This is a genomic window from Streptomyces sp. NPDC000410 (genome assembly GCF_040300305.1).
In the GTDB taxonomy this organism is placed as follows: domain Bacteria; phylum Actinomycetota; class Actinomycetes; order Streptomycetales; family Streptomycetaceae; genus Streptomyces.
In genome coordinates, this window is sequence record NZ_JBEPDM010000003.1 from 30,715 (window position 1) to 47,614 (window position 16,900).

Genomic DNA, 16,900 nt, shown 5'->3' on the forward strand with positions numbered 1-16,900 from the left:
ACGTCCCCGACGCGCTGCGAAGCGCCCAGGCGGGCCTTTAGCCCTCATCGTCTAGTGGCCCAGGACGCCGCCCTTTCAAGGCGGTAGCACGGGTTCGAATCCCGTTGGGGGCACGCACAACCGTGTGCGAGACTAGTTCTCGCACAATGCATCACCTCTGGTCCTGTGGAGCAGTTTGGAGTGCTCGCCACCCTGTCAAGGTGGAGGCCGCGGGTTCAAATCCCGTCAGGACCGCTGCGACTCGCAAGAGTCGCGCGGCTGGGTAGCTCAGTTGGTACGAGCGTCCGCCTGAAAAGCGGAAGGTCGCCGGTTCGACCCCGGCCCCAGCCACCGCAGCCCTACCAGGGCACACACCCTCTCCGGGATCTTCACGGAGGGGGTGTTTTCGTGTCGGCTACGCCAACCGTTACCCCAACGGCTCTCAGGAGAGGTTGTCCCCCGAGCTTCCTGGGCCCCCTCCGCTGCTCGGCGAGCGAGGCGTGGGCGTAGACCTTCATCGTCACCCCGATGTCGCTGTGGCCGACGATCTGCCGGACGATGTGCGGCGGCGGCCCGCTCCTGCGCCTCCCGCTCGCGGTGATCGATGGAGCGTCCGGATCTTCCTACGTCCGAGTCCCGGTACGAGGTGGACACGCGCCACGCTCTCGTAGCCCTGGTACGTCTTCGGCCGGCGGTTGCCCCGGACGACAGGCCCTAGCCGCGGGCCGCGGTGGATGCCCCGAACGCGGCGAGCGTGAAGCCGTCCCGCAGCTCTCCCGTACGGATCGCCTTCGTGATCTCGCGCGGAGTCCACCAGCGCGCGGCAGCGATCTCACCGTCGCCGACCGAGCCGGGGCGCAGTGGGGCGTCACCCTGAACCGCGACCTCGACAACGGCGACCTCGTTCTCCAGCATGCCGGAGTCGACGTCCAGGTACGCCACCACAGCCGCTGTGGACCCCACCAGTCCCGTCTCCTCAGCCAGTTCGCGCAGCGCGTCCGAGGCAGGATCGGTCTCGCCGAAGCCTCGTGGCAGTTCCCAGGCCCACCTGCCAACGGTCGGTCGCCACTGGCGGACCATCAGAATGTCGTCACCTCGTCGGGCCAGCACCACGACTCCCGTACGGCCACCGCCGACACGGATGCGGTGCCGGACAGTCTCGGCGCCGGACGGCAAGCGGTAGGTATCGAGGTACACCTCGCACCACCGCCCGCCGTCGGCATCGGTGAAGGCCCTGCGGGTGTGCGTGCGTGGCGCCTCAGTGTCCATCAGGCCCTCCATCAGGCCTTCCTTCGCGGACCCCAGGGAGCTCGATCACGTCGCACCGCCCTCGGAAGCCGGTCAGGCGGGGCAGCCCGGCGGATACGGCCGCGACAACGACCGGCACCAGCGCTCCGCCTGCGCCACTCGCGACCCCTGCGGCTGTCCCCTGCCCGAGCAGGCTGGCCGCCAGGCCCATCCCGCCACCCGCGACCATCTGCGTCGTGACCCCGCGTGTGGTCTGTACGAACCGCTGGAGACGGGTCACCGGCACCTCGTCCGAGCCACCGGGCGGTGGCTCCTTCGTACGCGCCCCGAGCAGGTCGCCCACCTCCTGCAGCGCGACGAGGTCGTGCCGCTGCCACCATCCGGTGAGGGCGTCGGCCGCCTCATCGGTGTAACGCTGCCATTGCTCCCCGCTCATCATGCCGAGCCGCAGCTCGAACCGGGTCGGATAGGTCACGACCGGTGTCTGATCCCCAGCGTCGCCGCCTCCCGGCGTCGGACACCGCGTCGGGGCGAGGGCATCCCGAGCAGGCAGCCTTCGCTCGCCGCAATGGCTCGGTAGTACGTCTCGTCGAAGGACTCGCGCAGCATCTGTGCGTCCGCTTGCGCCTCGGGGTCACCGGAGCGCAGCAGGGAGTCAAGGCGCTCGTACAGGCGGCTGCGGCTGGGCAGGCCGTTCACGTCGAACTCCCCGCTGGTCCAGGCAGTGAGCACCGCCCGGCCGTCCTCGCTGGCCGTGTCCTCCGGGCGCGGCGGGGGCCGCATCGCGTACGCGGTGGCGTAGTCGGCCGGCACCAGGGGACTGACCTCCAGCAGACCGCGCCCGGCGGCCTCCAGCCAGTCACCCCACCGGGCGACCGTGCGCCGCCGTAGCGGAGTGTCGAGGACACCGGTCGCCGCCAGCAGCCGGTCCGCCATACCGACCGGGCCCTCCACGGCGAGGGCTGCGACCGCAGCCTCGCTGTCCGCGTGGGCAGCCAGCTCCCGCTGGAGTCGCAGGCACTGTTCGTCGGAGATCGGGAGGGAGGAGAGGCGGAAACCGGTCGAGAGCATCGCGATCAGCTGCCCGGCCAGGTCCGCGTTCCGGGAGTTCACCCGGATCGGCAGCACCGCACCACCGCCGATCGCCCGAATCGCCAGTTCGTCGAGGAGTGCGGCAGGCCGGAGCGCGGCGAAGACGGCCCCATCGAGCAGTTGGGGATAGCTCAGGAACAGAGAGCCGCCCTGGATGACTTCCCAGCGCAGCCGCCCGAGCAGCTCTGCCCGCCCGAGCGCGGTCAGCCGCTCTGCCGGGGCGGTGCCCCCGGGAGCCTGGGCGCTGAGCCTGGCCCGCTGCCGTACGCTGTCCCACCCTGTGCTGAGCACCTCGGTCATGGCCGGCCCTTTCCTCGCCCCCCGTAAGTGGGCCAGTTCAGCATGTGCCGCGTGGGCCGGACAACAAGAACGTCTGATCTTGATGAGCAAGTAAGCGGCGCGCCTCGAAGGGGGTGCGAGAGCCAACCCTCATGCTCGACACCGTCCCGGCGCAGGAGCGCGTGAGAACACCCGCCCCGGGTGCTCGGGGCGGGTGTTCAGGTGTCCGTACGCGACTCGGCTCGTGCGGGAGGGAACGCGGCGCGTTCGTCGCAACGGCTAGGGTTTTTCCGGGCTACCTGACGATGACCACCACGTTGCTGGGGTATGCGTGGCGATAGCCGTCGTAGTACCTGTCGTAGTACCCGCCGTAGCCGCGCGGCCCGTCGTAGTGCCTGTCGTAGTACCCGGCGTAGCCACGAGGCCCGTCGTAGTAGTAGTCGTCGCAGTAGCCATGCCCCCAGCCCCAGCCCCCGTAGCAGTGGTCACCTCCACCCCCGGTGGGGGTTGAGGCAGACGCACCCGTGGCTGGCAGCACGCCGAGGGCGAGCCCTGCGAATCCGGCCGCTATAGCGGCAACGATCCTCCGGCGCATCCCCATGCACCTCCGCACACAAATCGCGAATTGGGCTTTCAGGACATATCTACACTTCACCCCCATTGGTGTGATTGTCAAAAGAAAGCTCACACGTGTTCGCCGCCTCCGCGGCGGCGCCAGCCGCGGACCCCGGTGACGATCGCGGCGATCGCGACGGCCACGATCAGCAGCGCCCAGTCCGGGACCGCGCGGCCCAGGGAGGTGGCCCATTCCTCGGCGGCGAAGGAAGCGTCCACGGAGAGCAGACCGGGCAGCGCGGTCGTGCCGTCGAAGGCGAGGAAGAGCGTGCCCAGGGTGATGAAGAAGAGGCCGGACAGCACAGCTGTGGTGTGGAGTTCGAACCGGGCCACCCTGAACGTACGGCCGCGCAGCCAAGCCCGCCCGCCCAGTTCGTAACGCTCCCAGAGGAGGGCCAGCAGGAACAGCGGGACGGCCATGCCGAGGGCGTAGACGGCCAGGAGCAGGCCGCCGTACACCGGGCTGGCGCTGAGGGCCGAGACCGTGAGGACGCTGCCCAGGATCGGGCCCGCGCAGAAGCCGGCGAGGCCGTAGACCAGCCCGAGGGCGTAGACGGAGAGTGCGGTGGTGGGGCGGATCCGGGCGCTCGCCTCGGCGAGGCGGCGCGACGCGAAGCCGAGGCCCACGATCTGGGCGACACCGAGGGCGATGATCAGCCAGCCACCGGCGGAGACCAGCAGATCGCGGTGGCCGTAGAAGAGCCGTCCGGCGTACGAGCCCGCCGCGCCCAGCGGGACCAGCGTGGTCGCCAGGCCCGCGTAGAAGATGCCGGTACGGGCCACCAGCTTGCTCGTGGAGTCGATCGAGTACGCGAAGAACGCCGGGAGGAGCAACGCGCTGCACGGGCTGAGCAGCGCGAGCAGACCGCCGAGGAACGCCGCCAAGTATCCGATGTCGGTCATCCCTTGGCCGCCGAGCCGTTCACCGCGCCGTTCGCCTTGCCGTTCGCCGCCTCGCTCGCCGCCTCGATCGCCTCGGTGAACGTGTCCGCCGGCTGCGCCCCCGCGATCGGCCGGCCGTTGACCAGGAACGACGGGGTGGACGTCGCGCCCAGGGCGTACCCCTCCTCCTGGTCCTTCGCCACCGCCCGCCGGGCGGCCTCGCCGTCCGTGTCCCGCGTGAAGCGGGCGAGGTCGGGCACACCGGCCTGCTCGGCGAGCTCCCGGAGCCGCGGCCCGCCGAAGCCCTTCTCCTTCGCGCCCGCGGCGTACGCGGCGGCGTGGAACTGCCAGAAGCGGCCCTGCTGTCCGGCGGCCCACGCGGCGCGCGCCGCGGCCTCGGACTCCTCGCCGAAGATCGGGAAGTTGCGCCATTCGATGCGCAGCGTGCCGTTCTCGACGTACTTCTCCACGAGCGCGGGCTCGGTGTCCCGCGCGAACTTCCCGCAGTAGCCGCACTTGAAGTCGGCGTACTCGATCATGACGACGGGCGCGTCCGCCCGCCCGACGGCGAGGGGGTCCTTCGCGTCGCGCCGGGCGAGTTTCGTCAGCTCCGGGTAGACGCCGGCCTGCGGGTCGGCGGACACGTCGGCGACGGGCGAGGACGATGCCGGAGCGGGCTTGGTGGCGGTGTACGAAGCGACGCCGAGCAGGACCGCGGCGGTGACGACTCCGACGCCGAGCACGAGAGGCTTACGGGAAATGGGCATGGTTGTTCGATCTCTCCTGAACGCGAAACGGGGTGGGCGGGGCAGGGCACGGCTGTGCGCCCCCGCCTATACGCGCAGGACGGAGAGATCCATCGGGCTCGGCGCGGCGACCGGGGGCGGGCCGCGCTCCGGCGCTATGTCCGGGACGGCCTCGTGGACGGCCCAGCAGCCGGCTCCGGCGGGGACGGCGTGCGGGGCGGGCAGCAGCTCGTAGGCCGACGAGCCGCGCGGCGGGGTCGCCGGGCTCAGCCCGCCGTCCACGCCGGTGCCCTCGTCGCAGCCCGGCGCTTCGTGACCTGCGGAGACGGTGATCGCCGACGGCTCGGGGGCGGGCTCGGAGGCCGCGCTCGCACCGGTCGCGCCCGTGCACAGCAGCAGTCCGACGAGCAGCACGACGAACGCGCTGCACAACCGGCTGCCGGTACGGGACATGGACGGCACGTCTCCTGTTCGACGGTTCGGGACGGCGGGACCGTCATCGTACGGGCAGCACTTCCGACGGGGCCGCACCGGAAATGGGTTCGCCACTCCGCTCGCGCGGGTGCGATCCTGGGTTCCGTATGTCTACTTCCTTCGCCGATCTCCAGACCCTGCTGGCCGAGATCTCGCTGCGCGACGCGCACCGGCTCGGGCGGCGGCTCGAAGGCACCCGCCGCATCCGCAAGCCCGAGGCCCGGCAGGCCGTGCTGGACGAGATCGCGGCCGAGGCCTCGAAGGCCGCTGCCCGCACGGCCGAGCGCGCCGCCAGGGTGCCCGAGGTCACGTACCCCGAACAGCTCCCGGTAAGCCAGAAGAAGGACACGATCCTGGAGGCGATACGCGACCACCAGGTCGTGATCGTCGCGGGCGAGACCGGCTCAGGCAAGACCACGCAGATCCCCAAGATCTGTCTGGAGCTCGGCCGGGGCGTGCGCGGCATGATCGGGCACACCCAGCCCCGCCGGATCGCCGCGCGCACGGTCGCCGAGCGCGTCGCGGACGAGCTGCGCACGCCGCTCGGGGAGGCGGTCGGCTGGAAGGTCCGGTTCACCGACCAGGTGAACCAGGACGCGACCTTCGTCAAGCTGATGACGGACGGCATCCTGCTCGCCGAGATCCAGACGGACCGCGAGCTGCGCGCGTACGACACGATCATCATCGACGAGGCCCACGAGCGGTCGCTGAACATCGACTTCCTGCTGGGCTATCTGGCCCAGCTGCTGCCGAAGCGCCCCGACCTCAAGATCGTCATCACCTCCGCGACGATCGACCCCGAGCGCTTCTCCCGGCATTTCGGCGACGCACCGATCGTCGAGGTCTCCGGCCGGACCTACCCCGTCGAGGTCCGCTACCGCCCCCTCCTCGAAGAGGACAGTGACGAGTCCGACCGCGACCAGATCACCGCCATCTGCGACGCCGTCGACGAGCTCCAGTCCGAGGGATCCGGCGACATCCTGGTCTTCCTCTCCGGTGAGCGCGAGATCCGTGACACGGCGGACGCGCTGAACAAGAAGCAGCTGCGCAGCACCGAGGTCCTCCCCCTCTACGCCCGCCTCTCGCACGCCGAGCAGCACCGCGTGTTCCAGTCGCACCCCGGCCGCCGCATCGTCCTCGCGACGAACGTCGCCGAGACCTCGCTGACCGTCCCCGGCATCAAGTACGTCATCGATCCGGGCACCGCCCGGATCTCCCGCTACAGCCACCGCACCAAGGTCCAGCGCCTGCCCATCGAGGCGATCAGCCAGGCCAGCGCCAACCAGCGCAAGGGCCGCTGCGGCCGTACGTCCGACGGCATCTGCATCCGCCTGTACTCCGAGGACGACTTCGAGGCCCGGCCCGAGTTCACGGACGCCGAGATCCTCCGGACGAACCTGGCCTCCGTCATCCTGCAGATGACCGCCGCCGGGCTCGGCGACATCGAGAAGTTCCCGTTCATCGACCCGCCGGACCACCGCAACATCCGCGACGGAGTGCAGCTCCTGCAGGAGCTGCACGCGCTGGACCCCGCCCAGAAGGACCCGAAGAAGCGGCTGACGCCGATGGGCCGCAAGCTCGCGCAGCTGCCCGTCGACCCGCGCCTGGCCCGGATGGTCATCGAGGCGGACAAGAACGGCTGCGTCCGCGAGGTCATGGTCATCGCCGCCGCGCTCTCCATCCAGGACCCGCGCGAGCGCCCGGCGGAGAAGCAGGCGCAGGCCGATCAGCAGCACGCCCGCTTCAAGGACGAGACGAGCGACTTCCTCGCCTATCTCAACCTCTGGCGGTACGTCCGCGAGCAGCAGAAGGAGCGCGGCTCCTCCAGCTTCCGCCGGATGTGCAAGCAGGAGTATCTGAACTTCCTGCGGATCCGCGAGTGGCAGGACATCTACGCGCAGCTGCGTTCGGTCGCCAAGCAGATGGGCATCCATCTGAACGACGAGGACGCGCCCGACCAGTCCGTCCACGTCTCGCTGCTGGCCGGGCTCCTCTCCCACATCGGGATGAAGGACATCAAGGAGGGCGCGAAGAACGAGTACGTGGGCGCGCGGAACGCGAAATTCGCCGTCTTCCCCGGCTCGGCGCTCTTCAAGAAGCCCCCTCGCTTCGTCATGTCCGCCGAGCTGGTGGAGACCTCCCGGCTGTGGGCCCGGGTCAACGCGAAGATCGAGCCCGAGTGGATCGAGCCGCTCGCCCAGCACCTGCTCAAGCACACCTACAGCGAGCCGCACTGGGAGAAGGACCAGGCGGCGGTGATGGCGTACGAGAAGGTCACGCTGTACGGCGTCCCGATCATCGCCCAGCGCAAGGTGAACTACGGGCGCATCGACCCGGAGACCAGCCGCGAGCTGTTCATCCGCAACGCGCTGGTCGAGGGCGACTGGCGTACGCACCACAAGTTCTTCGCCGACAACCGCCGCCTCCTCACCGAGGTCGAGGAGCTGGAGCACCGGGCGCGGCGCCGCGACATCCTCGTGGACGACGAGACGCTGTTCGACTTCTACGACCAGCGGGTGCCCGAGCACGTCGTGTCCGGCGCGCATTTCGACTCCTGGTGGAAGCACAAGCGCCACGAGGAGCCCGAGCTCCTCGACTTCGAGCGCGAGATGCTCATCAACGAGAAGGCCGGGGCGGTCACGAAGGACGACTACCCGGACTCCTGGCGCCAGGGCCGGCTGAAGTTCCGTGTCACGTACCAGTTCGAGCCGGGCGCGGACGCGGACGGCGTCACGGTCCACGTTCCGCTCCAGGTGCTCAACCAGGTCACGGACGAGGGCTTCGACTGGCAGATCCCGGGGCTGCGCGAAGAGGTCGTCACAGAGCTGATCCGCTCGCTCCCGAAGCCGATCCGCCGGCACTACGTCCCGGCGCCGAACTACGCGAAGGCGTTCCTGGACCGGGCCGTGCCGCTGCAGGAGGCTCTGCCGGTCACGCTGGCGCGCGAGTTGCAGCGCATGGTCGGGGTGCCCGTCACGGCGGACGACTTCGATCTCACGAGGATCCCGGACCACCTGAAGATCACGTTCCGTATCGTCGACGAGCGGCGTCGGACGCTCGCCGAGGACAAGGACCTGGAGGCGCTGCGGCTCCGGCTGAAGCCGAAGGCCCGACAGGCCCTCTCCAAGGCCGCCGCGGCCACCGCCGAGCGGGCGGGCGGCGACGCGATCGAGCGCACGGGCCTCACGGACTGGACCATCGGCGCCCTGTCGAAGGTCTTCGAGACCCGCCGGGCCGGCCATCCGGTCAAGGCGTACCCGGCCCTCGTCGACGAGGGCGAGACCGTGGCCGTACGCCTCTTCGACACCGAGGCCGAGCAGGCACAGGCGATGTGGCGGGGCACGCGGAAGCTGATCCTGCGGAACATCCCGGTGAACCCCGCGAAGTTCGCGTCCGAGCGGATGACGAACCAGCAGAAGCTCGCCCTGTCCCGCAATCCGCACGGCTCCATCCAGGCCCTCTTCGAGGACTGCGCGACCGCCGCCGCGGACAAGCTGATCGCCGACCACGGCGGGCCGGCCTGGGACGAGGAATCGTTCCGCAAGCTGTACGACAAGGTCCGCGCGGACCTCGTGGACGCGACCGTACGGACCGTGGACCAGGTCGGCCAGATCCTGGCCGCCTGGCAGGCCTGTGAGCGCCGCCTGAAGGCCACGAACAGCCTGGCCCTGGTCAACAACGTCCAGGACGTACGGGAGCAGCTGGCGGCCCTCGTGCCGCCCGGCTTCGTGACGAAGACGGGCCTGCGGCGGCTGCCCGACCTGATGCGGTACCTGGTCGCGGTGGACCGCCGCCTCCAGCAGATGCCGACGGGCGCGCAGCGCGACACGACGCGCATGGAGAAGGTCCACGAGATGCAGGACGAGTACGCCTGGCTGCTGGAGCAGATGCCGCAGGGCCGGCCGGTGCCGCAGGAGGTCCTCGACGTCCGCTGGATGATCGAGGAGCTGCGGGTGAGCTATTTCGCCCATGCCCTGGGCACGGCGCACCCCGTCTCGGACAAGCGCATCGTCAAGGCGATCGACGCGCTGGCACCGTGACGCGGCCGTCGCCTTGAGTGAGTTCGACCGGAGCGTCTGACCTGCTGTACAGTCTCTCTCGCAGCCAAGGCAGCAACACGAAGCCGAAACTGCGAAACCTGGTCCTGTGGAGCAGTTTGGAGTGCTCGCCACCCTGTCAAGGTGGAGGCCGCGGGTTCAAATCCCGTCAGGACCGCAGTGATCGAGGGCCCCGCACCGCTTGGTGCGGGGCCCTCGTCGTACGCCCCGACCGCCCGGAGGCCGCGCCCGCGGCGGAGCCGCGATCGGACACAGCACATCCCGTCAGGACCGCAGTGATCGAAGGCCCCGCACCGCTTGGTGCGGGGCCCTCGTCGTACACCCCGACCACCCGGAGGCCGCGCCCGCGGCGGAGCCGCGATCGGACACAGCACATCCCGTCAGGACCGCAGTGATCGAAGGCCCCGCACCGCTTGGTGCGGGGCCCTCGTCGTACACCCCGACCACCCGGAGGCCGCGCCCGCGGCGGAGCCGCGATCGGACACAGCACATCCCGTCAGGACCGCAGTGATCGAGGGCCCCGCACCGCTTGGTGCGGGGCCCTCGTCGTACACCCCGACCGCCCGGAGGCCGCGCCCGCGGCGGAGCCGCGATCGGACACAGCACATCCCGTCAGGACCGCAGTGATCGAAGGCCCCGCACCGCTTGGTGCGGGGCCTTGATCGCGTCCGGGGCCAACTCGTGCGGGCCTTCTGTCGTATTGACTGCGGGGGTCCGGCACCGGTACCCAGTCAGGACAGGGGTACGACCCCCGACCGCGGAGGTGGCGCATGGCGGCATCCACAGCGAGGCATGAGACCAGGGCGCTGCTGCGCGCCCATCTGGCGGCCGTTTCCGGCTACCGGCACCTGACCCGGCACTGCCCGATCTGCCATCGACTGCTGCGCCTCGCCATGGAGCCCTCCGCCGACGTTCTCTGCTCCGACCAGGAGGGGAGCGACGAGGGCGAGGACAAGGCTCCGGCTGTGTGACGGGAGTCACCGAACGAGTTTGGGAAACCGGTGAACTTACACCCTCCCTACAACAAGCCAATTTAATATGTGCAATTGCACGGCCCGCTGAGCTGTTCCGGAGGGGTTCACGGACCTCCACGGGCGGGCCGGTCACCCCACCTCACCACGCACAAAAAAGATCGCGCTGGACCCGGCGGAGTCCAGCGCGATCAACGACGAATCCTGTTGGGGCAGGCGCCCGCCGTGTCGAGCTCTGTATGGGGCTTGCCGGATTGGGGGTCCCGGCGATGCCCCGTAATCGGGGGTGTCAGGCCTCGCTGCGCTGCTGCGGAATACCCGCAAGCAGTGCGCGGACCTCTGCCTCGCGGTACCGGCGGTGTCCACCGAGCGTACGGATGGACGTGAGCTTGCCAGCCTTGGCCCAGCGGGTGACCGTCTTCGGGTCCACGCGGAACATGGTGGCGACCTCAGCCGGGGTCAGCAGCGGCTCGGCATCAGGGGTGCGAGCGGTCATGAGCGGCCTCCTCGGGAGAACCGAACCTTCTCGGTTCTTTCCTCTAAATTCTGCACCTTGACCCGCGTTGCCCGAAATGGCGGACGCGGGCCGAGTCGGTTATAGGACGAACGGCTTGTCCTCGGCACTACAACTACACCATCTGTCCAGCCACGTCGGCCAAACCGATGGAATTGCCCTCTCAGGTGTCCATCAGCGGCGGAAGCCCGATGGACCATGCCATAGCGGACAGTCACGTCACAGTGACGATCAGTCACAGAGCGATCAGGAGTCATCAGACCCCCCATAGAGTGCAATGCTGAGCATTCCGCCACTTATCCAGACGGAAGGAACCCTCCCCGGACTCCTTGTCCTATTTTGGCATGAGGGTAGGCAAGGGATGCAAGAGCCGACTTAGTGCGGTCCGTCACCTTGGCCTCAAAGGCCCGTATAGAGACCTACGTCCCTCAGATCCAAGAAGTCCCGGACGTACATCCGAATCGGGCAGTCACGTCAGTTCGCGAACTGACGATCCCGAACCGCCCGCCAACGCTCCGTCAGACGGCCGTACGCCTCCCCGGCCCGCTCGCCGTCGCCGACCCGCAGCGCCTCGATCCCCTCGGCCACATCCGCCGCCGAGTGATCATCGGCGAGCTGCTCCGGGGAGAGGGCGTGCACGAGACCGCCGTAGTCGAGCTCGACCAGCGAGCGCGGGTGGAACTCCTCCAGCCAGCGCCCCACGTCCACCAGGCCCTCGGTCAGAGGCCCCTCGTCGACCGAGTCCCTCAGGGTCTTCAGGGCGCGGGCGAGGCGACGTCTGGCCTGCACCATCGGTGTCCGGTAGCGCAGCACGGGCGCGCCCCCCGGCACCTCGCCGGCCTCGTACTCCCGCTCCTCGTCCGCGAAGAGCGTGAACCAGCGCACGGGCACCTGCCACACCGCCGTCCTGATCCACGGCCGGGCGTCCGGGTTCCGGTCCCGCCACGCCTCGTAGTCGGCGGCGGCCTGGCCGCGCACGACCGGCGGCAGCACCGCGTCCAGCACCGGCGCCGGCAGCAGCGCCGTGAGCTCCTCCAGCGCGAGCCAGCCGCGCAGCCGGGTGCGCCACGGGCACACGCAGACCACCCCGTCGATCTCCGTGACGAAGGCGTCCGCGCTCTCGTGGACCGGCACCGGGACCGGCGGGGTGGGCAGCAAGTCCGCCAGCGACCGTCGCAGTTCGTCCTGGGCGCTCGGGGTGCGGCCGCTGCGGGCGTAGCGCGCCCAGTGGCCGCGCTCGGGCTCGGGGAAGGCCGCCAGGGGCTCGTACACCCGCAGATAGGAGGCGTACGGGACGAGAACGGAAGAGACCGCCGGCATGCGCAAATCCTTCCATGCCCGTACTCCGGGAGGGGGTGATCCTCAGCACTGCTGCCGATCTACCACCGCGTAGGACTTAATCTCTTGCCCATCAGGTCCCTCCCCACCCGCAGGAGGGCCCACCAATCGCCGCTTCGTACTTGGGAGTCACCACCGTGACCGATGTGACCGACGGCGTCCTGCACACCCTGTTCCACTCGGAGCAGGGGGGCCACGAACAAGTCGTGCTGTGCCAGGACCGCGCCACCGGGCTGAAGGCCGTCATCGCCATCCACTCGACCGCTCTGGGCCCGGCCCTAGGCGGTACGCGCTTCTACCCGTACGCCTCCGAGGCGGCAGCCGTCGAGGACGCGCTGAACCTGTCCCGGGGGATGTCGTACAAGAACGCCATGGCCGGCCTCGACCACGGCGGCGGCAAGGCCGTGATCATCGGCGACCCGGAGCAGATCAAGAGCGAAGAGCTGCTGCTGGCGTACGGCCGCTTCGTGGCCTCGCTCGGCGGCCGGTACGTGACGGCCTGCGACGTCGGCACGTACGTCGCCGACATGGACGTGGTGGCCCGCGAGTGCCGCTGGACCACCGGCCGCTCCCCCGAGAACGGCGGCGCCGGCGACTCGTCCGTGCTCACCGCCTACGGCGTCTTCCAGGGCATGCGCGCCAGCGCCCAGCACCTGTGGGGCGACCCCACGCTGCGCGACCGCAAGGTCGGCGTCGCGGGCGTCGGCAAGGTCGGGTACCACCTGGTCGAGCACCTGCTCAAGGACGGCGCCGAGGTCGTCGTCACAGACGTGCGCGAGGAGTCGCTGCGCCGCGTCACCGACCGCTTCCCGCAGGTCACCGTCGTCGCTGACACCGATGCGCTGATCCGCGCAGAGTCCATGGGGGGTCTCGACATCTACGCCCCGTGCGCGCTCGGCGGCGCGCTGAACGACGAGAGCGTTCCCGTACTCACCGCGAAGGTGGTGTGCGGCGCGGCCAACAACCAGCTCGCGCACCCGGGCGTGGAGAAGGACCTGGCCGACCGCCACATCCTCTACGCGCCCGACTACGTGGTGAACGCGGGCGGCGTGATCCAGGTCGCCGACGAGCTGCACGGCTTCGACTTCGACCGGTGCAAGGCGAAGGCCGCGAAGATCTTCGACACCACGCTGGCCATATTCGCTCGTGCGAAGGAGGACGGCATCCCGCCGGCCGCCGCGGCCGACCGGATCGCCGAGCAGCGGATGGCGGAGGCGCGTCGCCGCTAGCGGTCCCCAGGGGGGTGGCACCGCCGACCGGGGGAGACAAGACTCACGCCGGTCGGCGAGCCGTCCGCCCAGAAAGCGTTAAAATCGCGGTTGACCAGCGAGGAATGGGCTCCTCGAAGGTTCTGCGAGGTGGCGCGTCATGCGGGCGGCGTACCGTATGGCCGCGGAAGCAGGTACCGTTGAAGCCCTACGGACCGGTCTCTTCGAGGAGAGCCCGTTCTGAATCATGAACGCGTGTCAAGACTCTGGGGCCGTCGAGCCCCGTCACCGAGGGGGTCGAGCCATGGGGCGCGGCCGGGCCAAGGCCAAGCAGACGAAGGTCGCCCGCCAGCTGAAGTACAACAGCGGCGGGACTGACCTGTCGCGTCTGGCCAACGAGCTGGGCGCATCGACTTCGAGTCCGATTTCGAGTCAGCCGCCGAACGGCGAGCCGTTCGAGGACGACGACGAGGAAGACGACCCGTACGCCCGCTACGCGGAGCTGTACAACGACGACGAGGAAGACGAGGACGAGGAGTCCGGTCCTTCGTCGCAGCGTCGCGGCGCTTGACGCCTGCACACATCAAAACCGGTCCGGGGCCTCGCCCCGGACCGGTTTCTGTGCTTCCCGCATTCTGCGCCGCGGCTGCTCAGCTCGTCGCGTAGTCGTTCACGAGAGCCGCGCCCGTGGTGTGCTCGCCGCGCTCCGTGATCTCGCCCGCGACCCAGGCGTCCACGCCACGGTCCGCGAGGGTCGTCAGGGCCACGTCGACGGACTCCGCCGGGACCACGGCGATCATGCCGACGCCCATGTTGAGCGTCTTCTCCAGCTCCAGGCGCTCGACGCCACCGGCCGTGCCGACGACATCGAAGACCGCGCCCGGTGCCCAGGTGGACCGGTCGACGACCGCGTGCAGCTGGTCCGGGATCACCCGGGCGAGGTTGGCCGCGAGCCCGCCGCCCGTGATGTGGCTGAAGGCGTGCACCTCGGTGGTCCTGGTCAGGGCCAGGCAGTCCAGCGAGTAGATCTTGGTGGGCTCCAGCAGCTCCTCGCCGAGGGTGCGGCCGAACTCCGGGATCTCCCGGTCCAGCGCCCAGCCCGCCCGGTCGAAGACCACGTGGCGGACCAGCGAGTACCCGTTCGAGTGAAGGCCGGACGACGCCATGGCGATCACCGCGTCCCCCGTACGGATACGATCCGCGCCGAGCAGCCGGTCGGCCTCCACCACACCCGTACCGGCGCCGGCGACATCGAAGTCGTCCGGGCCGAGCAGCCCCGGGTGCTCGGCGGTCTCGCCGCCGACGAGTGCGGTACCGGCCAGGACACACCCCTCGGCGATGCCCTTGACGATGGCGGCGACCCGCTCGGGGTGGACCTTGCCGACGCAGATGTAGTCGGTCATGAAGAGCGGCTCGGCGCCGCAGACGACGATGTCGTCCATGACCATCGCGACGAGGTCGTGGCCGATCGTGTCGTACACGCCCATCTGGCGGGCCACGTCGACCTTCGTACCGACACCGTCGGTGGCGGAGGCGAGCAGCGGACGCTCGTAGCGCTTGAGGGCGGAGGCGTCGAAGAGGCCGGCGAAACCGCCGAGGCCGCCGAGGACCTCGGGGCGCTGGGTCTTCTTCACCCACTCCTTCATCAGCTCGACGGCGCGGTCGCCCGCCTCGATGTCGACACCTGCTGTTTTGTAGGAGGCCGTCGCGTAGGAAGCACCGGGGCTTGTCTCAGACATTGCCTGGGATCTTTCGGTTGGAATGACGGGGCTTGATTACGGACGACGGAGCGCGTCGGCGGCGTCGGCGCCGCCCGCCAGCTCGGTCTCCAGAAGCTGCTTGCCCAGCAGCTCGGGGTCAGGCAGCTCCATCGGGTACTCGCCGTCGAAACAGGCGCGGCACAGGTTCGGCTTGGCGATCGTGGTCGCCTCGATCATGGCGTCGAGGGAGATGTACGAGAGGGAATCGGCGCCGAGCGAGGTGCCGATCTCGTCGATCGTCATGCCGTTGGCGATGAGCTCGGCACGGGTGGCGAAATCGATGCCGAAGAAGCAGGGCCACTTCACCGGCGGGGACGAGATCCGGATGTGGACCTCGGCGGCCCCGGCCTCACGGAGCATCCGGACCAGCGCGCGCTGGGTGTTGCCGCGGACGATCGAGTCGTCGACGACCACCAGGCGCTTGCCCTTGATGACTTCCTTGAGGGGGTTCAGCTTCAGGCGGATGCCCAGCTGGCGGATGGTCTGGGACGGCTGGATGAAGGTCCGGCCGACGTACGCGTTCTTGACCAGTCCCGCGCCGTACGGAATGCCGGAGGCCTCCGCGTAGCCGATGGCGGCCGGGGTGCCGGACTCCGGTGTCGCTATGACGAGATCGGCGTCGACCGGCGCCTCCTTCGCGAGGCGGCGGCCCATCTCCACCCGGGAGAGGTAGACATTGCGCCCGGCGATGTCGGTGTCGGGGCGGGCCAGGTACACGTACTCGAAGACACAGCCCTTGGGCTTCGCTTCTGCGAATCGAGAGGTACGGAGGCCGTTCTCGTCGATCGCGATCAGCTCGCCCGGCTCGATCTCGCGGACGAAGCTCGCACCGCAGATGTCGAGGGCGGCGGTCTCCGAGGCGACCACCCAGCCGCGCTCGAGCCGGCCGAGCACCAGCGGGCGGATGCCCTGCGGGTCACGGGCGGCGTAGAGCGTGTGCTCGTCCATGAAGACGAGCGAGAAGGCGCCCTTGACCTCGGGGAGGACCTTGGTGGCCGCTTCCTCGATGGTCAGCGGCTTGCCGTCGTCGTCGGTCTGCCCGGCGAGCAGCGCGGTGACGAGATCGGTGTCGTTGGTGGCGGCGACCTGGGTGGCGCGGCCGTCCTTACGGGGGAGGTCGGCGACCATCTCGGCGAGCTGGGCAGTGTTGACCAGGTTGCCGTTGTGGCCGAGCGCGATCGAGCCGTGGGCGGTGGCCCGGAAGGTCGGCTGCGCGTTCTCCCATACGGAGGCTCCGGTGGTCGAGTAGCGGGCGTGACCGACCGCGATATGACCCTGGAGAGAACCGAGGGAGGTCTCGTCGAAGACCTGGGAGACCAGTCCCATGTCCTTGAAGACGAGGATCTGGGAGCCGTTGCTGACCGCGATACCCGCGGATTCCTGGCCCCGGTGTTGGAGGGCGTAGAGCCCGAAGTACGTGAGCTTGGCGACCTCTTCGCCCGGAGCCCAGACACCGAAGACGCCGCAAGCGTCCTGGGGGCCTTTCTCACCGGGGAGCAGGTCGTGGTTGAGTCGTCCGTCACCACGTGGCACGGCTCCGAGTGTAGGCGAGATCGACCACTGGTCCGAATTGGGGAAGGGGCGGGGAGGGGCCCGGGAGGGGCCGAGGGCGGGCTTTCGGAGTCGTACGTTCCCACAAGAACCGCGTAATTCAGCCTTTGGCCGGTTGTACGGGTGGGGGTGGGGAGCGCGGGGGCGTGCCGCACATCACTGCACTTCGCTGTCCATATGCCCGT

Annotated in this window: 14 protein-coding genes, 4 tRNA genes and 1 pseudogene; 8 read left to right on the forward strand and 11 right to left on the reverse strand. The window is 69.6% G+C overall.

Annotated elements, in window-relative coordinates:
• Positions 1–40 precede the first annotated feature (40 nt).
• The 3 genes from ABT342_RS05470 to ABT342_RS05480 all read left to right on the forward strand — a co-directional run bounded on the left by ABT342_RS05470 (position 41) and on the right by ABT342_RS05480 (position 330).
• Positions 41–113, forward strand: a tRNA-Glu gene (locus ABT342_RS05470).
• 46 nt (positions 114–159) lie between these two features.
• Positions 160–234, forward strand: a tRNA-Asp gene (locus ABT342_RS05475).
• Between the two features lie 22 nt (positions 235–256).
• Positions 257–330, forward strand: a tRNA-Phe gene (locus ABT342_RS05480).
• A gap of 363 nt (positions 331–693) precedes the next feature.
• On the opposite strand, the gene ABT342_RS05485 is transcribed toward ABT342_RS05480, so the two are convergent.
• From ABT342_RS05485 to ABT342_RS05515, 7 genes are all read right to left on the reverse strand, one after another.
• Positions 694–1,248, reverse strand: a complete 555-nt coding sequence (locus ABT342_RS05485; protein ID WP_351567400.1) for an NUDIX hydrolase — start codon at positions 1,246–1,248, stop codon at positions 694–696.
• On the reverse strand, positions 1,238–1,702 hold the full coding sequence (locus ABT342_RS05490) for a hypothetical protein (protein ID WP_351567403.1): 465 nt from the start codon (positions 1,700–1,702) through the stop codon (positions 1,238–1,240). Before ABT342_RS05490 ends, ABT342_RS05485 begins: the two co-directional genes overlap by 11 nt.
• Positions 1,699–2,619: a hypothetical protein gene (locus ABT342_RS05495; protein ID WP_351567406.1), complete on the reverse strand. Its 921-nt coding sequence runs from the start codon at positions 2,617–2,619 to the stop codon at positions 1,699–1,701. Before ABT342_RS05495 ends, ABT342_RS05490 begins: the two co-directional genes overlap by 4 nt.
• A 274-nt stretch (positions 2,620–2,893) precedes the next feature.
• Positions 2,894–3,193, reverse strand: coding sequence for a hypothetical protein (locus ABT342_RS05500; protein ID WP_351567409.1), 300 nt, complete (start codon positions 3,191–3,193; stop codon positions 2,894–2,896).
• Positions 3,194–3,282: 89 nt separating this feature from the next.
• Positions 3,283–4,116, reverse strand: a complete 834-nt coding sequence (locus ABT342_RS05505; RefSeq protein WP_351567412.1) for a cytochrome c biogenesis CcdA family protein — start codon at positions 4,114–4,116, stop codon at positions 3,283–3,285.
• Positions 4,113–4,862: a DsbA family protein gene (locus ABT342_RS05510; RefSeq protein ID WP_351567415.1), complete on the reverse strand. Its 750-nt coding sequence runs from the start codon at positions 4,860–4,862 to the stop codon at positions 4,113–4,115. The genes ABT342_RS05505 and ABT342_RS05510 overlap by 4 nt, the downstream gene beginning before the upstream one ends.
• Before the next feature lie 66 nt (positions 4,863–4,928).
• Complete coding sequence (locus tag ABT342_RS05515; RefSeq protein WP_351567418.1) at positions 4,929–5,294, reverse strand: hypothetical protein; 366 nt, start codon at positions 5,292–5,294, stop codon at positions 4,929–4,931.
• A gap of 128 nt (positions 5,295–5,422) precedes the next feature.
• Between ABT342_RS05515 and hrpA the strand changes: the two genes are divergently transcribed.
• The 3 genes and pseudogenes from hrpA to ABT342_RS05530 form a co-directional block, all read left to right on the forward strand.
• Positions 5,423–9,355 (forward strand): ATP-dependent RNA helicase HrpA, encoded by a 3,933-nt coding sequence (gene hrpA / locus ABT342_RS05520; protein WP_351567421.1) that lies wholly within the window; start codon positions 5,423–5,425, stop codon positions 9,353–9,355.
• Between the two features lie 100 nt (positions 9,356–9,455).
• Positions 9,456–9,530, forward strand: a tRNA-Asp gene (locus tag ABT342_RS05525).
• Positions 9,531–10,143: 613 nt separating this feature from the next.
• Positions 10,144–10,275: pseudogene (locus ABT342_RS05530) on the forward strand (DUF6274 family protein); the annotation flags it as partial.
• Positions 10,276–10,633: 358 nt separating this feature from the next.
• Here ABT342_RS05530 and bldC read toward each other — a convergent pair.
• Both bldC and ABT342_RS05540 read right to left on the reverse strand, forming a co-directional pair.
• Positions 10,634–10,840: a developmental transcriptional regulator BldC gene (gene bldC, locus ABT342_RS05535; protein WP_003949541.1), complete on the reverse strand. Its 207-nt coding sequence runs from the start codon at positions 10,838–10,840 to the stop codon at positions 10,634–10,636.
• 492 nt (positions 10,841–11,332) lie between these two features.
• The gene (locus tag ABT342_RS05540) at positions 11,333–12,178 is read right to left on the reverse strand and encodes a DUF8083 family protein (RefSeq protein WP_351567427.1); all 846 of its coding nucleotides are present in this window, start codon (positions 12,176–12,178) and stop codon (positions 11,333–11,335) included.
• 155 nt (positions 12,179–12,333) lie between these two features.
• Here ABT342_RS05540 and ABT342_RS05545 point away from each other — a divergent pair, with 155 nt between their 5' ends.
• Both ABT342_RS05545 and ABT342_RS05550 read left to right on the forward strand, forming a co-directional pair.
• Complete coding sequence (locus tag ABT342_RS05545) at positions 12,334–13,425, forward strand: Leu/Phe/Val dehydrogenase (RefSeq protein WP_351567430.1); 1,092 nt, start codon at positions 12,334–12,336, stop codon at positions 13,423–13,425.
• Between the two features lie 283 nt (positions 13,426–13,708).
• Entirely contained in the window at positions 13,709–13,975 is a 267-nt protein-coding gene (locus tag ABT342_RS05550) for a DUF3073 domain-containing protein (RefSeq protein ID WP_351567433.1), read from the forward strand.
• A 79-nt stretch (positions 13,976–14,054) separates the two neighbouring features.
• Here ABT342_RS05550 and purM read toward each other — a convergent pair whose 3' ends face one another.
• Together purM and purF are read right to left on the reverse strand one after the other, a co-directional pair.
• On the reverse strand, positions 14,055–15,143 hold the full coding sequence (purM, locus tag ABT342_RS05555; RefSeq protein ID WP_351567436.1) for a phosphoribosylformylglycinamidine cyclo-ligase: 1,089 nt from the start codon (positions 15,141–15,143) through the stop codon (positions 14,055–14,057).
• A 36-nt stretch (positions 15,144–15,179) separates the two neighbouring features.
• Positions 15,180–16,697, reverse strand: coding sequence for an amidophosphoribosyltransferase (gene purF, locus ABT342_RS05560; RefSeq protein ID WP_351567438.1), 1,518 nt, complete (start codon positions 16,695–16,697; stop codon positions 15,180–15,182).
• Positions 16,698–16,900: the final 203 nt, after the last annotated feature.

What these genes read in the sequence shown, in the direction of transcription:
- ABT342_RS05485 (WP_351567400.1), bottom strand. Translation starts at nt 1,248, where the DNA reads ATGGACACTGAGGCGCCACGCACGCACACCCGCAGGGCCTTCACCGAT.
- ABT342_RS05495 (WP_351567406.1), bottom strand. Translation starts at nt 2,619, where the DNA reads ATGACCGAGGTGCTCAGCACAGGGTGGGACAGCGTACGGCAGCGGGCC.
- ABT342_RS05500 (WP_351567409.1), bottom strand. Translation starts at nt 3,193, where the DNA reads ATGCGCCGGAGGATCGTTGCCGCTATAGCGGCCGGATTCGCAGGGCTC.
- ABT342_RS05505 (WP_351567412.1), bottom strand. Translation starts at nt 4,116, where the DNA reads ATGACCGACATCGGATACTTGGCGGCGTTCCTCGGCGGTCTGCTCGCG.
- ABT342_RS05510 (WP_351567415.1), bottom strand. Translation starts at nt 4,862, where the DNA reads ATGCCCATTTCCCGTAAGCCTCTCGTGCTCGGCGTCGGAGTCGTCACC.
- ABT342_RS05515 (WP_351567418.1), bottom strand. Translation starts at nt 5,294, where the DNA reads ATGTCCCGTACCGGCAGCCGGTTGTGCAGCGCGTTCGTCGTGCTGCTC.
- hrpA (WP_351567421.1), top strand. Translation starts at nt 5,423, where the DNA reads ATGTCTACTTCCTTCGCCGATCTCCAGACCCTGCTGGCCGAGATCTCG.
- bldC (WP_003949541.1), bottom strand. Translation starts at nt 10,840, where the DNA reads ATGACCGCTCGCACCCCTGATGCCGAGCCGCTGCTGACCCCGGCTGAG.
- ABT342_RS05540 (WP_351567427.1), bottom strand. Translation starts at nt 12,178, where the DNA reads ATGCCGGCGGTCTCTTCCGTTCTCGTCCCGTACGCCTCCTATCTGCGG.
- ABT342_RS05550 (WP_351567433.1), top strand. Translation starts at nt 13,709, where the DNA reads ATGGGGCGCGGCCGGGCCAAGGCCAAGCAGACGAAGGTCGCCCGCCAG.
- purM (WP_351567436.1), bottom strand. Translation starts at nt 15,143, where the DNA reads ATGTCTGAGACAAGCCCCGGTGCTTCCTACGCGACGGCCTCCTACAAA.